The 14,586-nt window shown below is 67.6% G+C and carries 17 protein-coding genes; all 17 read left to right on the forward strand.

Annotated elements, in window-relative coordinates; translation table 11 throughout:
* Positions 1–37: 37 nt before the first annotated feature.
* The 17 genes from ssuD (at position 38) to AC1DQR_RS09315 (ending at position 14,497) form a co-directional block, all read left to right on the forward strand.
* Positions 38–1,201: an FMNH2-dependent alkanesulfonate monooxygenase gene (gene ssuD, locus AC1DQR_RS09235; RefSeq protein ID WP_477132898.1), complete on the forward strand. Its 1,164-nt coding sequence runs from the start codon at positions 38–40 to the stop codon at positions 1,199–1,201.
* A 9-nt stretch (positions 1,202–1,210) separates the two neighbouring features.
* Positions 1,211–2,020: an aliphatic sulfonate ABC transporter permease SsuC gene (gene ssuC / locus AC1DQR_RS09240; RefSeq protein ID WP_416048850.1), complete on the forward strand. Its 810-nt coding sequence runs from the start codon at positions 1,211–1,213 to the stop codon at positions 2,018–2,020.
* Between the two features lie 26 nt (positions 2,021–2,046).
* Positions 2,047–2,922: an ATP-binding cassette domain-containing protein gene (locus AC1DQR_RS09245; protein WP_416048849.1), complete on the forward strand. Its 876-nt coding sequence runs from the start codon at positions 2,047–2,049 to the stop codon at positions 2,920–2,922.
* A gap of 225 nt (positions 2,923–3,147) precedes the next feature.
* Positions 3,148–3,363, forward strand: a complete 216-nt coding sequence (locus AC1DQR_RS09250; RefSeq protein WP_006161487.1) for a TOBE domain-containing protein — start codon at positions 3,148–3,150, stop codon at positions 3,361–3,363.
* A 41-nt stretch (positions 3,364–3,404) separates the two neighbouring features.
* Positions 3,405–4,307, forward strand: coding sequence for an EAL domain-containing protein (locus tag AC1DQR_RS09255; RefSeq protein WP_416048848.1), 903 nt, complete (start codon positions 3,405–3,407; stop codon positions 4,305–4,307).
* Complete coding sequence (locus AC1DQR_RS09260; RefSeq protein WP_416048847.1) at positions 4,304–5,014, forward strand: RBBP9/YdeN family alpha/beta hydrolase; 711 nt, start codon at positions 4,304–4,306, stop codon at positions 5,012–5,014. Before AC1DQR_RS09255 ends, AC1DQR_RS09260 begins: the two co-directional genes overlap by 4 nt.
* 190 nt (positions 5,015–5,204) lie before the next feature.
* Entirely contained in the window at positions 5,205–6,149 is a 945-nt protein-coding gene (gene cysT / locus AC1DQR_RS09265; RefSeq protein ID WP_477132899.1) for a sulfate ABC transporter permease subunit CysT, read from the forward strand.
* Between the two features lies 1 nt (position 6,150).
* The gene (gene cysW, locus AC1DQR_RS09270; RefSeq protein ID WP_416048845.1) at positions 6,151–7,092 is read left to right on the forward strand and encodes a sulfate ABC transporter permease subunit CysW; all 942 of its coding nucleotides are present in this window, start codon (positions 6,151–6,153) and stop codon (positions 7,090–7,092) included.
* Positions 7,089–8,213: a sulfate/molybdate ABC transporter ATP-binding protein gene (locus AC1DQR_RS09275; protein ID WP_477132900.1), complete on the forward strand. Its 1,125-nt coding sequence runs from the start codon at positions 7,089–7,091 to the stop codon at positions 8,211–8,213. The genes cysW and AC1DQR_RS09275 overlap by 4 nt, the downstream gene beginning before the upstream one ends.
* A complete protein-coding gene (locus AC1DQR_RS09280; RefSeq protein WP_150983579.1) occupies positions 8,210–9,157 on the forward strand; it encodes a CysB family HTH-type transcriptional regulator in 948 nt (315 codons plus the stop codon). Before AC1DQR_RS09275 ends, AC1DQR_RS09280 begins: the two co-directional genes overlap by 4 nt.
* Before the next feature lie 215 nt (positions 9,158–9,372).
* Positions 9,373–9,579, forward strand: a complete 207-nt coding sequence (locus AC1DQR_RS09285) for a LiaI-LiaF-like domain-containing protein (protein WP_150983578.1) — start codon at positions 9,373–9,375, stop codon at positions 9,577–9,579.
* Complete coding sequence (locus AC1DQR_RS09290; RefSeq protein ID WP_416048843.1) at positions 9,576–10,004, forward strand: terminase; 429 nt, start codon at positions 9,576–9,578, stop codon at positions 10,002–10,004. Before AC1DQR_RS09285 ends, AC1DQR_RS09290 begins: the two co-directional genes overlap by 4 nt.
* 43 nt (positions 10,005–10,047) lie before the next feature.
* Entirely contained in the window at positions 10,048–11,238 is a 1,191-nt protein-coding gene (locus tag AC1DQR_RS09295) for a sensor histidine kinase (RefSeq protein ID WP_416048842.1), read from the forward strand.
* A 79-nt stretch (positions 11,239–11,317) separates the two neighbouring features.
* Positions 11,318–12,148: a LytR/AlgR family response regulator transcription factor gene (locus tag AC1DQR_RS09300; protein WP_477132901.1), complete on the forward strand. Its 831-nt coding sequence runs from the start codon at positions 11,318–11,320 to the stop codon at positions 12,146–12,148.
* 118 nt (positions 12,149–12,266) lie between these two features.
* Positions 12,267–13,532 carry an MFS transporter gene (locus AC1DQR_RS09305; protein WP_477132902.1) on the forward strand — a complete coding sequence of 422 codons (1,266 nt, stop codon included), beginning with the start codon at positions 12,267–12,269 and terminating at the stop codon, positions 13,530–13,532.
* A 63-nt stretch (positions 13,533–13,595) separates the two neighbouring features.
* The gene (gene rraA, locus AC1DQR_RS09310) at positions 13,596–14,093 is read left to right on the forward strand and encodes a ribonuclease E activity regulator RraA (protein ID WP_416048839.1); all 498 of its coding nucleotides are present in this window, start codon (positions 13,596–13,598) and stop codon (positions 14,091–14,093) included.
* Between the two features lie 2 nt (positions 14,094–14,095).
* Positions 14,096–14,497: a gamma-glutamylcyclotransferase family protein gene (locus AC1DQR_RS09315; RefSeq protein ID WP_416048838.1), complete on the forward strand. Its 402-nt coding sequence runs from the start codon at positions 14,096–14,098 to the stop codon at positions 14,495–14,497.
* Positions 14,498–14,586: the final 89 nt, after the last annotated feature.

Below are 14,586 nucleotides of genomic sequence, written 5' to 3' on the forward strand. Positions count from 1 at the left end.
GGCCACGATCCACAAACAGAGCTGAAGAGGCACGGACATGCAGGTCTTCTGGTTCATCCCCACGCACGGCGACAGCCGCTACCTCGGCACCTCCGAAGGGGCGCGCGAGGTCAATATCGATTACCTGAAGCAGATCGCCACCGCGGCCGATACGCTTGGCTACGAAGGCGTGCTGATTCCCACCGGCCGCTCCTGCGAGGATCCGTGGGTGGTGGCCTCCACGCTGGCCGCGGTCACCTCCCGGCTGCGCTTCCTGGTCGCGGTGCGCCCGGGGCTGATGGCGCCCACGCTGGCCGCGCGCATGGCGGCGACATTCGACCGCCTCTCCGGCGGACGCCTGCTGGTGAACCTGGTGACGGGCGGCGATGTGTCAGAGCTGGAAGGCGATGGCCTGTTCCTGGACCATGCCGGGCGCTACGAAGCCTCGGCCGAGTTCATCCGTATCTGGCGTAAGGTGTTGGCGGCCAGCCATGAAAGCGCCGAGCTCGACTATGAGGGCAAGCATCTCAAGGTCAAGGGCGCGAAGGTGTTGTTCCCGCCGCTGCAGCGCCCGCATCCGCCGGTGTACTTTGGTGGCTCCTCGGCCGCCGCGCACGAGCTCGCGGCCGAGCAGGTGGATACCTACCTGACCTGGGGCGAGCCGCCGGCGGAGGTCGCCAGGAAACTCGCCGACGTGCGCCAGCGCGCGGCGCACCATGGGCGTAGCGTGAAGTTCGGCATCCGCCTGCACGTGATCGTGCGCGAGACCGAGGACGAGGCATGGGCCGCGGCCGACCGGTTGATCAGCAAGCTCGACGATGCGACGGTGGCGCGCGCGCAGGCGGTGATCGGCAAGATGGATTCCGAAGGGCAGCGCCGCATGGCCGCGCTGCATGCCGGTGGCGGCGGACGCAGCCGCGCGGAGCTGGAGATCAGCCCAAACCTGTGGGCCGGCGTGGGCCTGGTGCGCAGCGGCGCGGGCACGGCACTGGTGGGCGACCCGCACATCGTGGCGGCGCGCATCAAGGAGTACGCGGCGCTGGGCATCGATACCTTCGTGCTGTCCGGCTACCCGCATCTGGAGGAAGCCTATCGCTTCGCCGAGCTGGTCTTTCCGCTGCTGCCGCGCTCGGTGCGCGACAAGCTGCAGGGCAAGGTGCTGTCCGGCCCCTTCGGCGAGGTCATGGCAACTGGCATCGTGCCGCGCGCGGCGCGCGGGTAGGAGGCAACCATGTCCGCTCCCTTGACCCTGCCCGCGCGCAACCCTGACTGGCTGCGCCATGCCGCTCGCTCGGCCGCGCCCTGGATCGTGCCGGTGCTGCTGGTGGCGGCGTGGCAGCTGGCCTCGCAGCTGGGCTGGCTGTCCAACCGCATCCTGCCGGCGCCGCTCGACGTGGTGAAGGCCGCCTGGGGCCTGTCCGTGACCGGCGAGCTCTGGCGCCACGTGTGGGTCAGCACCTGGCGCGCCGTGCTCGGCTTCACCATCGGCGGCGGCTTCGGGCTGGCGCTGGGCCTGCTGACGGGCACCTTCCGGCCGGCCGCGACCCTGCTCGACAGCACCTTGCAGATGGTGCGCAACATTCCGCCGCTGGCGCTGATCCCGCTGGTGATCCTGTGGTTCGGCATCGACGAGACCGCCAAGCTGTTCCTGGTTTCGCTGGGCGTGTTTTTTCCGATCTACCTGAACACGTACCACGGCATCCGCGCGGTCGACCCCGGGCTGATCGAGATGGCGAAGAGCTACGGCCTGTCGGGCTGGCGCCTTTACCGCGAGGTGATCCTGCCGGGCGCCTTGCCCAACATCCTGGTCGGCGTGCGTTTCTCGCTCGGCCTGATGTGGGTGATCCTGATCGTGGCCGAGACCATCTCGGCGCAGTCGGGCATCGGCTACATGACCATGAATGCGCGCGAGTTCCTGCAGACCGACGTAGTGCTGGTGGGCATCCTGCTCTACGCGCTGCTAGGCAAGCTGGCGGATCTGCTGTCACGCGGGCTGGAGCGGTTCTGGCTGCGCTGGCACCCCGGCTACCAGACGCACTGAGCGCCGCCTGCCAAGGAGAACCCGATATGCAAAGCAACCCGATCGAGCAAGCCGCGCTGGCCGACGTGCCCGCCAGCCAGGATGGCAAAGGCCTCGCGCTGCGCGTGCAGCAGGTGGTCAAGCGCTACGGCGGGCGCGAGGTGCTGCACGGCATCGACCTGCAGGCCGCGCCCGGCGAGTTCCTGGCCATCGTGGGCCGCAGCGGTTGCGGCAAGAGCACCTTGCTGCGGCTGGTGGGCGGCCTGGAAGACAGCGACGGCGGTGGCGTGACGCTGGACGGCGCGCCTGGCAACAAGCAGCGCGAGGCGGTCCGGGTGATGTTCCAGGACGCCCGCCTGCTGCCGTGGAAGACGGTGCTGGACAACGTGGCGCTGGGGCTGCCGCGCGCGCGGCTGGCCGATGCGGCCAGGGTGCTGGGCCAGGTCGGCCTGGCCGAGCGCGCGGGCGAGTGGCCGGCGCGCCTGTCGGGCGGGCAGCGCCAGCGTGTGGCACTGGCGCGCGCGCTGGTGCACCACCCGCGCTTGCTGCTGCTGGACGAGCCGCTGGGCGCGCTGGATGCGCTGACCCGCATCGAGATGCAAGGCTTGATCGAAGCCTTGTGGCAGCGCCTGGGATTCACGGCGCTGCTGGTTACCCACGATGTATCGGAAGCGGTAGCGCTAGCCGACCGCGTGGTGCTGATCGAAGACGGCCGCATCGCGCTGGACCAGAGGGTGGCGCTGCCGCGTCCGCGCCAGCGCGGCTCGGCGGCGTTCGCGCAACTGGAGGACGCGGTGCTGCGCCGGGTGATGTGGCGTGAGGGTGCGCCGGCTGTCGATGAGCACCAGCACGGGCAAGCATTGTTGCCTGCAGTGGACTGGTCGGTGGCGCGCACGTTCGATTCAGTGCGCTGGGCGATCTAGGGTGCAAGCAGCGGCGCAAGCAGCAATGCGGGCAGCCCGCCAAGGAAGCAGCAAACAAGTATGAAACAACGGACGCGCGGCCAGCCTCGAGCGAAGCCGGCGCAACCCGCGCAAGGGGGGGCAGCCATGGGTGAGCGGGCAACGTCACTCACCCGCGCGGAGCCCATCCGCTGAACCAGAGTTTTACGCATTTCTCATTTTCACTCACGCAAAGGAACTTCTATCATGAGCATTCAAGCGATCAACGTACGTAACCAGTTCCGCGGCAAGGTTGCCGCCATCATCGAAGGCCCAGTGGTCTCGGAGGTCGACGTCGAGACGCCGGCCGGCATCGTCACCTCGGTCATCACCACCCGCTCGGTCAAGGATCTCGGCCTTACCATCGGCAGCGAAGTCGTTGCCCTGGTCAAGGCTACCGAGGTATCCCTGGCCAAGCTTTGAAGCCTCGCCCGAGGCGCAAGCGCAACGCAAAGGAAATCGCAATGGCAAGCGCGAACGAAGCAGGCGCGGCACTGACGGCGCTCACCCACTACCTGGAAGGGCTGCCGCGCCGCCCCGAGAGCGATCGCCAGCTGTGGCGCGACGAGCGTGGGCAGGTGCAGGGCCAGTTCTATAACTGCTCGCTGACCAGCGCGTTCGAGCCGCTCATCACCCTGTCCAGCCGCGATGTGGTGGCGCACGAAGGCACGCTGCGCACATACGCCGGCGACGGCGTCGGCCTGACCGCATGGAAGCTGTTTGCGATGGCGGCGGACGATGCCTCGCTGGTCTCGCTCGACCGGCTCTCGCGCCTGGTGCATGCCATCAATTATTTCGCGGCCGATGGCGATCGCAAGCTGGTGCTCAACGTGCACAACCGGTTGCTGGCCGCCGTGGCCGACGATCACGGCGCGGCCTTCCGGCGCGCGCTGCAGTCGCTCGGCCTGCCGCTGGACCGGTTCGTGATCCAGGTGCCGGCCAGCGCCAACGACGATCTGCCGCTGTTGCTGCACGTGGTGGGCAACTACCGCCGCAACGGCTTTGCGGTGAGCCTGCAGGCATCGGACCCGGCGGAAGCCGGCGCGCTGATGGCGCACGCGTTGCCCGACTGGCTCAAGCTGGACATGCGCCGCAATTGGACCGACCGCCAGCTGGCGGGGCTGCAGGCCAGCGCCGACAGCGCCGGCGTGACGCTGATCGGGCGCCGGCTGGAGAACGCCGAGAACGCCGAGCGGTTGCAGGCCGCCGGCATCGTGCTCGGGCAGGGCAGCTTCACCGGCGAGGCGGTCAGCGCGCGCCACCTGCATGAAGTGTCCGGCGCGGCTGGCATTCAGGAGTTCAAGGGCGGGGTGCCCCGGAGCGGATCCGGCGGCGTCCCGATGGCGTTGACCAAGGAGCCGATATGACGCAGACGAAGAGGCCGGCCGCGCGGGAGCAGCGCGGCGGCCAGGCGGGCGCAAGCGCGCGACCCGCCGACGTACGGTTGAAGGTGCCCAAGGGCTTGCAGATCCTGACGGTGCCGGGGTTGCATGGCAGTGGCCCGGGCCACTGGCAAAGCCGTTGGGAGCAGCGTTTCCCGGACTGGCAGCGCGTGGAGCAGCACGACTGGTCGCGCCCGAGCCTGCCGCTGTGGGCCGAGCGCGTGTCGGAAAGCGTCATGCGGGCGCAGCGCGTGGCGCCGCGCGGGGCCATCCTGGTGGCGCACAGCTTCGGCTGCCTGGCCACCTTGCGCCAGGCAGCGCTCGACCCCGAGGGCATCGCGGGCGCGGTGCTGGTGGCGCCGGCCGACCCCGACAAGTTTGGCGTGGCCGGGCTGCTGCCCGCGTACCGGCTGCCGTTTCCCACGATCCTGGTGGCCAGCCGCAACGATCCCTGGATGCAGCAGCGCACCGCGTTCAGCTGGGGCACGCTGTGGGGCAGCGAGCTTCATGATGCGGGCATGCTGGGTCACATTAACGCTGATTCCGGGCTTGACCAGTGGCCCGAGGGGCTCGCCTTGCTCGATACGTTGATCCAGCGGATCGAGGCCGACGGCAGCGCCGGCCCGTCCGGCGACCGCGCCGGGCCTTGGGAAGGCGGGCTGGAAGTGTCGTCCACGTTCCCTTATATCTAAAACGCCTAAGAACATACGTAAAGATTCGTTCTGTTTATAAGGCGGTATCTGCAGAATTTGTCTCGTAGGCCGGTGTGTTATGCGCCGGCGTCATAAAGAAGCCGCCCCCGCTGCTTCGGTTTCCGGCGAATCCCGCTTGGAATCCATTCTCCGGAGGCGGATACGACACTGACGGCACAGACGAGACAACATGCCACCCTCGATTTCCCTGGCGGACAATCCGCCCCCGGCGAGGCCGGATGCTCCCCAGGCGCGCAAGGGCGCGCCGCCCAAGCCAGGCAAGCAGCGCTTTACCGTGCTGCCAGGCTTTGGCCTCTCACTGGGCTTCACGCTGTTCTACCTGACGCTGATCGTCCTGATCCCGCTGTCGGCCACCTTCCTCAAGACCTTCACCATGACCTGGGAGGCCTTCTGGGCCGCGGTGAGCTCGCCCCGGGTGGTCGCCTCCCTGCAACTGAGCTTCGGCGCCTCGCTGATCGCCGCCATCGTGAACACGGTGTTCGGGCTGATCGTGGCCTGGGTGCTGGTGCGCTACCGCTTTCCCGGCAAGCGCCTGGTCGATGCGCTGGTCGATCTGCCCTTTGCCCTGCCCACCGCGGTGGCCGGCATCGCGCTGACCGCGCTGTTCGCCGGCAACGGCTGGATCGGCCGCTACCTGGAGCCGCTGGGCATCAAGGTGGCCTTCACCCCGCTGGGCGTGGTGGTGGCTCTGACCTTTATCGGGCTGCCGTTCGTGGTGCGCACGGTGCAGCCGGTGCTCGAAGGCGCGGAGCAGGAGCTGGAAGAAGCCGCGGCCAGCCTGGGCGCCACGCGCCTGCAGACCTTTGCCCGCGTGATCCTGCCAACCATCCTGCCGGCGCTGCTGACCGGGTTTGCGCTGTCGTTCGCACGAGGCACCGGCGAGTACGGCTCGGTGGTATTCATCTCCGGCAACATGCCGATGGTCTCCGAGATCGCGCCGCTGATGATCTATTCCAAGCTGGAGCAATACGACTACGCGGGCGCAACCGCCGTGGCGGTGGTGATGCTGGTGATCTCCTTCGCGCTGCTGCTGCTGATCAACCTGCTGCAAGCGTGGACGCGCCGTCACCACCAGGCCGTGCGTGCGTCCGTCTCGCCGGATAAGGAGAGCTGAAATGGCTGGCGTCGTTACCAAGGGCCTGGGCGGCCGTGCTGCCCCCGCCGCCACGCGTTTCCGGGATGCCACGGGTGAAGCCCCGTGGGTGCGCTACACCCTGATCGCGATCGCGGTGCTGTTCCTCGCGCTGTTCCTGTTCATCCCGCTGGCTTCGGTGTTTTATGAAGCACTGCGCAAAGGCGTGCAAACTTATTTCGATTCGCTGGTGGAGCCCGATGCCGTGGCCGCGATCCAGCTGACGTTGCTGGTGGCCGTCATCGCGGTGCCGCTCAATGTGGTGTTTGGCGTGGCGGCCTCCTGGGCCATCGCCAAGTTCGATTTCCGCGGCAAGAGCCTGCTGACCACGCTGATCGACCTGCCGTTCTCGGTGTCGCCGGTGATCTCCGGCCTGGTCTATGTGCTGCTGTTCGGCGCGCAGGGCTGGCTGGGGCCGTGGCTGGAGGCGCACGACATCAAGATCATGTTCGCGGTGCCGGGCATCGTGCTGGCCACCATCTTCGTCACCTTTCCCTTTGTGGCGCGCGAGTTGATCCCGCTGATGCAGGCGCAGGGCAGCGAGGAAGAAGAGGCCGCCATCGTGCTGGGCGCCTCGGGCTGGCAGACCTTCCGCCGCATCACGCTGCCCAACATCCGCTGGGGCCTGCTGTATGGCGTGATCCTGTGCAATGCGCGGGCGATGGGCGAGTTCGGCGCGGTCTCGGTAGTGTCGGGCCATATCCGCGGCCTGACCAACACCATGCCGCTGCACGTGGAGATTCTCTACAACGAATACAACTTCGCGGCCGCCTTTGCGGTGGCGTCGCTGCTCACGCTGCTGGCCCTGGTCACGCTCGGCATCAAGACGCTGGTGGAGTACCGCGCCAGCCGCGAGCACAGGGAAGACGAGAACTTTGCGCCGGAGAACCCGAGCGCTGGCAAATTGCAAGGACAGGCATCATGAGCATCCAGGTCAAGAACGTGCAGAAGCGCTTCGGCAATTTCGTTGCGCTCGACGACGTCACCCTCGATTTCGACGAAGGCCAGCTGACGGCGTTGCTGGGGCCCTCGGGCTGTGGCAAGACCACGTTGCTGCGCATCATCGCTGGCCTGGAACGCGCGGACGCCGGCCAGATCCTGCTGGAGGGGCGCGATGCCTCGCATCAGCATGTGCGCCAGCGCCAGGTTGGTTTTGTGTTTCAGCATTACGCGCTGTTCAAGCACATGACGGTGTTCGAGAACGTGGCCTTCGGCCTGCGCGTCAAGCCGCGTGCCGAGCGTCCCAGCGAGGCGCAGATCCGCGACAAGGTGCGCGCGCTGCTGGAACTGGTGCAGCTCGACTGGCTGGCCGACCGCTATCCGCCGCAGTTGTCAGGCGGGCAGCGCCAGCGCATTGCGCTGGCCCGCGCGCTGGCGGTGGAGCCGCGCGTGCTGCTGCTCGACGAGCCGTTCGGCGCGCTCGACGCCAAGGTGCGCAAGGAACTGCGCCGCTGGCTGCGACGCCTGCACGACGAGCTCCATGTCACCAGCGTGTTCGTCACCCACGATCAGGAAGAGGCGCTCGAAGTGGCCGACCAGGTGGTGCTGATGAACCGCGGCCATGTGGAGCAGGCGGGCACGCCGGAGGCGGTCTACAACCATCCGGCCACGCCGTTCGTGTTCGGCTTTCTCGGCAACGTCAACCTGTTCCACGGCCGGCTTGAGGTCGGGGAGCGGGGCGGCCTGCTCCATACCGGCGATTCGATCCTGCCGGTGATCGGCAGCGGCCATGAGACCGCCGGCGACGCCGTGGCCTATGTCCGCCCGCACGATCTCGACCTCGAGCGCTATTCGCCCGGCACCGACGGCATTGCCGTGACGCTGCGCCGCGCGCTCACCCTGGGCCCTGTGGCCCAGCTCGAACTGGAACGTGAAGACACCCAGGAAGTCATCGAAGTGGCGCTGCCGCTCGAGCGCTTCCGCCACCAGGGCTTCCGCGAGGGCGAGCTGCTCGCCGTGCGGCCGCGCCGGCTGCGTGTCTTCGTCCAACCCCATTCATCCGCCCCGGCTAGCGCCAGGGGCACGCCGGCAGGAGCCGCACAATGAACTTCCAGCAACTGCGTTCCATCCGCGAGGCGGTGCGCCGCCAATTCAACCTGACCGAGGTGGCCAATGCGCTCTACACCTCGCAGCCCGGCGTTTCGCGCCAGATCCGCGAACTGGAGGAAGAACTCGGCGTCGAGATCTTCGAGCGCTACGGCAAGCGCCTGACCGGCCTGACCGAGCCCGGGCGCGAAATCGTGCGCATCGTCGAGCGCCTGCTGCTCGAGGCCGAGAACCTGCGCCAGGCGGGCGACGAATTCGCCGGGCGCCATACCGGCCGCCTGACGGTGGCCACCACGCACACCCAGGCACGCTATGCCTTGCCCAAGGTGGTGCAGAGCTTCCGCCGCGCCTACCCCCATGTGACGCTGGCGCTGCAGGAGGCCTCGCCCGCGCATATCGTGGAGCTGGTGCTGAGCGGCCAGGCCGATATCGGCATTGCAACCGAGGCGGTGGCCAGCGAGGCCGGGCTGACCTCGTTCGAGGCCTATACCTGGCGCCACGTGCTGGTGGTCTCGCCGGAGCATCCGCTGACGCAGCTGCCGGAGCCGACGCTGGAAGACATCGCTGGCTTCCCGATCATTACCTACGATGCCGGCTTCACCGGGCGCCGCAAGATCGATGGCGCCTTTGCCGCCGCCGGCCTGCAGCCGGAGATCGTGCTGACCGCGATGGACGCGGACGTCATCAAGACCTATGCGGAGCTGGAGCTGGGCGTGGGCATCATCGCCTCGATGGCCTACGACGAACGCAAGGACGCCGGGCTGGTGCGGATTGCTGCCGACCATCTGTTCGAGCCCAACACCACCAGCGTGGCCGTGCGCCGCGGCGCCTACCTGCGCGGCTACGCGCACGCCTTCATCAACATGTTCGCGCCGCACCTCTCGCGCGACACGGTCAGCAGCGCGCTATCCGAGCCAGCGGGCGGGCAGGTGGTCGAGGCTTGACAGCCCGGGCTGCCGGGGCCTGAGTGCCCCGGTGCCGATCGCGCCGCATCCTCGCGTTTCGCGCCATCTGTTCTCCATTCGTCGCACGCCACTTTCGTAGCGACCGGTGTCCGCGTAAAGTCGCTACTGTCCGTGGCGGAATACGTTGATACCGTCACATGGCTTGATGCACCGCAATATCGACGGTGCGCGGGTCCGCACGAGAGGAGAGCGAGATGAAACAAGGCCGTGGCGGCAAGGGGCTGATCGCCCCGATCATCCTGATTGCATTGGGCGCAGTGTTCCTCGCGCAAAACGGCGGCCTGCTGCCTGCCTACCTGGTGCGGGATGGCTGGCCCGTGCTGCTGATCGCCCTGGGCGCCATCGTGCTTGTGCGCCGCCTGGCCTGGCGGCGCGTCGACCAGCGCGGCCCGAAGCCATGAGCGCGCGCCCTGAAGGGCTGCTGAGCTGGCAATGGCGCGGCTACGCCCGCAATCACAATCACCCTCGCAGCCTGCTGCTGCACATTGCCGCGGTGCCGATGTTCATGGCCGGCAATGTGCTGTTGGTCTATGGCGTGCTGTCGCTATCCGTGCCTGCGGTAGGGCTTGGCGTGCTGTGCATGGCCTTGTCGATGATGCTGCAAGGGCGGGGACATCGGCTCGAGGCGGTCAGGCCCGAGCCGTTCGCCGGCCCGCTCGACGTGGCACAGCGCATCCTGGCCGAACAATGGATCACGTTTCCGCGCTATGTCCTGTCCGGGCAGTGGTGGGCCGCGTTGCACGGCCACGGTGCCGGTCCCGCGATTGATGACGCCAACGTGTCGCAGCGTACATGTGAGCCGGGCGACGGCTGTCGGCGCCTGTGATCGGCCTTTACAATAACGCTCAGTTATCCTCGACCTTGCCCCTATGAAAGCGCTGGATCGCTGTCCCGCCGCCATTCCCTCCAGGATCTCGATCCTCGCGCGCGACCTGGTGTTCGTGCTGTGCGCGAACACCATCATCGCCGTCAGCCTGAACTACGGTTTCCGCACGGGCGGCTCGCTGTGGCACAACTTCGTCTACAGTCAGCTTATCGGCCTGTCGATCTGGCTGCTGATCGACATCGCCCGCGTACTGATCTGGTGGAATGATCGTCCCAGGCGCTGGCCCTTCCTGTGCCTGACCGCCGTTGCCGTGCCGCTGGGCGTGATCATGGGCAGCTGGACCACGCGCGTGGTACTGAGCGAGCCGGCGAAGTCCTTCGAGGAAGCGACCGATATGCTGCGCATGTGCCTGGTAGTGGGCATGCTTGCGTCGGCCAGCATGATTTACTTCTACTGGTCGCGCGAGAAGCTCGCCCATCTCGAACGGCAGGCCGCGCTCGACGCGCTGCAGCGCGAAGAGGCCGAGAAGCAGCTGGTGCGCGCGCAGCTGATGGCCCTGCAGGCGCAGATCGAGCCGCATTTCCTGTTCAACTCCCTGGCCAACCTGGATTGCCTGATTGCCACCGACCAGCAGGCCGCAAGGCGCCTGCTGCAGCGGCTGATCGGCTTCCTGCGCATGTCGCTGTCCCACACGCGCGCCGAGCAATGCACGCTGCGCCAGGAGTTCGAGTTGCTGCGCAGCTACCTGGACATCCAGGCGCTGCGTTTCGGCACGCGCCTGGCCTATGAGATCGAGCTTCCGCCCGAGCTGGCGGAGGTCGAGATCCCGCCCATGCTGATCCAGCCGCTGGTGGAGAACGCGGTCAGCCACGGCATCGAGCCGTGCATGCATGGCGGCAGGATCGTGCTGTCGGCCCGGGCACAGGGCGACAACGCCGTGCAGGTGGTGATCACCGATACCGGGGTAGGTTTCGGACATGCCGTGACCAAGGGCTCCGGCCTCGGGCTGACCCATGTGCGCGAGCGGCTGGCGCGGATTTTCGGGGCGGCGGCCAGCATGCAGATGGAAGAAAACACGCCGCGCGGCGTGATCGTCCGGCTGACGTTGCCCGTTGTGCGCACGGCGGCGTCTGCCGCCGCCCACGCACCCATGCCGGTGCCCGCGGGCAAGGCCGCCGGCGCGCGCGCCATCCCCCCTGTGAGCGCCGCCACGCAAGGCATTTCCCATTCTTGATGCACCTCGCTGTTTAGCCGTTTCGACTTCTTCGACTGCTTAGACTGCATCGACCCATCCGCCCCTTACTTCCGTTTCCATGGCCCCGACCCTGTTGATTGCCGACGACGAGCCGCTGCTCGCGCGCGCCTTGCATGCCGAATTGTCCAGCCTCTGGCCAGAGGCGCAGATCGTCAGCGTGGTCCATGACGGCGTGTCCGCGCTGGAGGCGGCCCGCCAGCACCAGCCCCATGTCGCGTTTCTCGATATCCGCATGCCAGGCATGAGCGGCATGGACGTGGCGCGCGAGCTGATGGAGTTCGATCCGCCGCCGCTGGTGGTGTTCGTCACGGCGTACGACCAGTTCGCGCTGGAAGCCTTCGAGCGCGAGGCGGTCGATTACGTGCTCAAGCCGGTGCAGCCCGAGCGGCTGGAGGCCACGGTGCACCGCCTCAAGGCGAGGCTGGCGGCCCAAGCGCAGGCCAGCGAGGAGGGCGGCGCCGCCCTTGATACCGATCGCCTGGCGCAATTGCTGGCGCGCCTGGAGACCATGGAGCCAGGCGGCGGGCCCGGGCAGCATGCGCCGGCGGGCGCGCAGCAACATGGATATCTGCGCTTTATCAAAGCGCTGGTTGGCCAGGAGATCCGCATCATTCCGGTGGATGAGGTGATCTACCTGGAGGCGACGGACAAGTACGTCAACGTGGTGTCCGCCAGCGGCGAGGCGTTGATCCGCACCAGCCTGCGCGAGCTGTCTCAGCAGCTCGACCCCGAGCGCTTCTGGCAGATCCATCGCGGCACGGTGGTCAATATCGACTGCGTGGCCAGTGCCGTGAACCAGTCGCTGKGGCGGCTCGCGCTCAAGCTGCGCAATCGCTCTGAAACCTTGCCGGTGGCGCGTCAGTACGCCTATCTGTTTAAACAGATGTAACGCGCAGGGCACCCCTGCCACGGGTTGTTTTACTCTATGATGCGGTATTCGCAGCGCGCCTCTTGAGCCTGGCAGCATGGCCGGCGCGCCATGCCAAGCCCAGCCAGATAGCCGCCCGATGACTGCCGCCACCCTCGATCCCGTTCGCAATCCGCTGCGCCACGACGCCCAGGTCATCGGCCTGGTCGGCCTGGCCCACGGCGTTTCCCACTTCTTTCACCTGCTGCTGGCGCCCCTGTTCCCGTGGATCAAGGCCGAGTTCGGCCTGAGCTATGCGGAGCTGGGCTTGCTGATGACGGTGTTCTTTGCCGTGTCGGCCGTGGTGCAGACCGCGTCGGGCTTCGTGGTGGACCGTTTTGGCGCGACGCCGGTGCTGTTTGGCGGCCTCGGGCTGCTGGGTGCGGCGGCCTTGCTGCTGTCGATCAGCCCGAGCTACGCGATGCTGCTGCTTGGCGCGGGCGTGGCCGGGATGGGCAACGGCGTGTTCCATCCCGCCGATTTCACCTTGCTCAACAAGCATGTTTCCCAGCCGCGGCTGGGGCATGCGTTTTCGGTGCATGGCATCTCGGGCAACCTGGGCTGGGCCGCGGCGCCGATCTTCCTGGTCACCATTGCGGAGCTCGGCAGCTGGCGCACCGCGCTCGCCAGCGCCTCGGCGGTGGCCTTTGGCGTGCTGGCCGTGCTGCTGGCTTTTCGGCATGTGCTGGATCCCCGCGCCGCGGCCGGCGCGGCGCCCAGGGCGGCCGCTGCGGCGGCCAAGGCGGGCGGCAGCATGCTGGCGTTCCTGAAGCTGCCGCAAGTGTGGATCTGCTGGGCCTTCTTCCTCGTCACCACCTTTTCGTTTTCCGGCATCCAGAGCTTCGCGCCGACCGCGCTGACCCAGCTCTACGGCATGCCGCTGACGCTCGCCACGGCGTCGTACACCGTCTATATGTTGTGCAGCGCGGGCGGCATGATCGTGGGTGGCTTTGCCGCGGGACGCACCAGCAACCACGACCGCCTGATCGCAATGAGCTTCACGCTGTCGGGCTTGGTCGCGATCGTGGTGGGGCTGGGCGTGCTGCCGGCCGTGATGGTGCCGGTGCTGATGGGCGTGATCGGCTTTGGCGCGGGCACGGCCGGGCCTTCGCGCGACCTGCTCGTGCGTGCGGCAGCGCCTGCCGGCGCCACCGGCCGGGTTTATGGCGTGGTCTACTCCGGCCTGGATATCGGCCTGGCCAGCGGGCCCTTGTTCTTCGGCATGCTGATGGACGCGCACTGGCCGAGCTGGGTGTTCTTCATGATCGGCGCCTTCCAGATGCTGGCGATCTTCACCGCTGTCACGGTTGGCAATGGCAACCGCTCCCGCCGCGAGGTGGCGGGCAAGCGGGCGGCCGCCGGCTGACACGGACTGACGCACGCACCCGCACCTCATCCAATTTCCACTTTTCCGATTCGGGAGTCCTTCATGAGCTTTGCTACCACTGACCTGTGCGATGCCAACGAGGCGCGCCTGGCGGAYGGCTCGCTGCGCGTGCTGTCACCGGTATTCCAGCATTTTGGCAAGCGCGCCGCGTTCTCTGGCCCGGCGGCCACGCTCAAGGTGTTCGAGGACAATTCGCTGGTGCGTGAGGCGGTCGAATCGCCGGGCAACGGCCGCGTGCTGGTGGTCGATGGCGGCGGCTCGCTGCGCTGCGCGCTGGTGGGCGGCAACCTCGGCGTGCTGGCCGAGAAGAACGGCTGGGTCGGCATCCTCGTCAATGGCTGCGTGCGTGACAGCGGGGAGCTCGCGGTGTGCGACATCGGCGTGCGCGCCCTGGCCCTGCATCCGCAAAAGAGCCAGAAGCGTAATGTGGGCGAGCGTGAGGTCGCGGTGCAAATGCCCGGCGCCGTGGTGCGGCCTGGCAACTGGATCTATGCTGACGCCGATGGCGTGCTGGTGGCGGACACCAGGCTGGAGGGCTGAGCATGCCAGTGGTCTTTGTCTATGGCACGCTGCGCGCGGGCGAAGTCAACGACCTCAACGCGGCCGCGCGCAAGCACGGCATTGCCGCGCCGCGCCTGATCGGCAGCGCGACCGTGGCGGGGCGGCTCTATGACTTCGGCACATATCCCGGGCTGGTGCTGGACGCCGCCGCGCCCGGCGTGGCCGGCGACTTGTACGAGGTCGATGCCGCGCTGGTACCGGTGCTCGACGAGATCGAGGAGGTCTATCCGGGCCAGGCCTCGTTGTTCGTGCGCGAGGAGCGCGTGGTGGCGGTTGGYGATCAAGCCGTCAGCTGCCTGCTTTACCCGGTGGGCGAGGACGCGGTCGCGGGCCTGCCGCGCATTGCATCCGGAGACTGGGTGGCCTACCGGCACGCCCGCTAACCCGTTAGTCCGCTTGCGTTTGAAACGCCATGCCGCGCGCTCGCCGCGCGGCCGGTCTTGGCGTAGCATCGGCAATCATTCCATCGCCT

Source organism: Cupriavidus sp. 05L411, from assembly GCF_056398045.1.

Bases quoted from the DNA above. Each gene is read 5' to 3' on its own strand.
- AC1DQR_RS09260 (WP_416048847.1), top strand. From the start codon at position 4,304: ATGACGCAGACGAAGAGGCCGGCCGCGCGGGAGCAGCGCGGCGGCCAG.
- AC1DQR_RS09285 (WP_150983578.1), top strand. From the start codon at position 9,373: ATGAAACAAGGCCGTGGCGGCAAGGGGCTGATCGCCCCGATCATCCTG.
- AC1DQR_RS09280 (WP_150983579.1), top strand. From the start codon at position 8,210: ATGAACTTCCAGCAACTGCGTTCCATCCGCGAGGCGGTGCGCCGCCAA.
- AC1DQR_RS09305 (WP_477132902.1), top strand. From the start codon at position 12,267: ATGACTGCCGCCACCCTCGATCCCGTTCGCAATCCGCTGCGCCACGAC.
- ssuC (WP_416048850.1), top strand. From the start codon at position 1,211: ATGTCCGCTCCCTTGACCCTGCCCGCGCGCAACCCTGACTGGCTGCGC.
- AC1DQR_RS09290 (WP_416048843.1), top strand. From the start codon at position 9,576: ATGAGCGCGCGCCCTGAAGGGCTGCTGAGCTGGCAATGGCGCGGCTAC.
- AC1DQR_RS09250 (WP_006161487.1), top strand. From the start codon at position 3,148: ATGAGCATTCAAGCGATCAACGTACGTAACCAGTTCCGCGGCAAGGTT.
- ssuD (WP_477132898.1), top strand. From the start codon at position 38: ATGCAGGTCTTCTGGTTCATCCCCACGCACGGCGACAGCCGCTACCTC.
- AC1DQR_RS09255 (WP_416048848.1), top strand. From the start codon at position 3,405: ATGGCAAGCGCGAACGAAGCAGGCGCGGCACTGACGGCGCTCACCCAC.
- cysW (WP_416048845.1), top strand. From the start codon at position 6,151: ATGGCTGGCGTCGTTACCAAGGGCCTGGGCGGCCGTGCTGCCCCCGCC.
- cysT (WP_477132899.1), top strand. From the start codon at position 5,205: ATGCCACCCTCGATTTCCCTGGCGGACAATCCGCCCCCGGCGAGGCCG.
- AC1DQR_RS09245 (WP_416048849.1), top strand. From the start codon at position 2,047: ATGCAAAGCAACCCGATCGAGCAAGCCGCGCTGGCCGACGTGCCCGCC.
- AC1DQR_RS09295 (WP_416048842.1), top strand. From the start codon at position 10,048: ATGAAAGCGCTGGATCGCTGTCCCGCCGCCATTCCCTCCAGGATCTCG.
- AC1DQR_RS09275 (WP_477132900.1), top strand. From the start codon at position 7,089: ATGAGCATCCAGGTCAAGAACGTGCAGAAGCGCTTCGGCAATTTCGTT.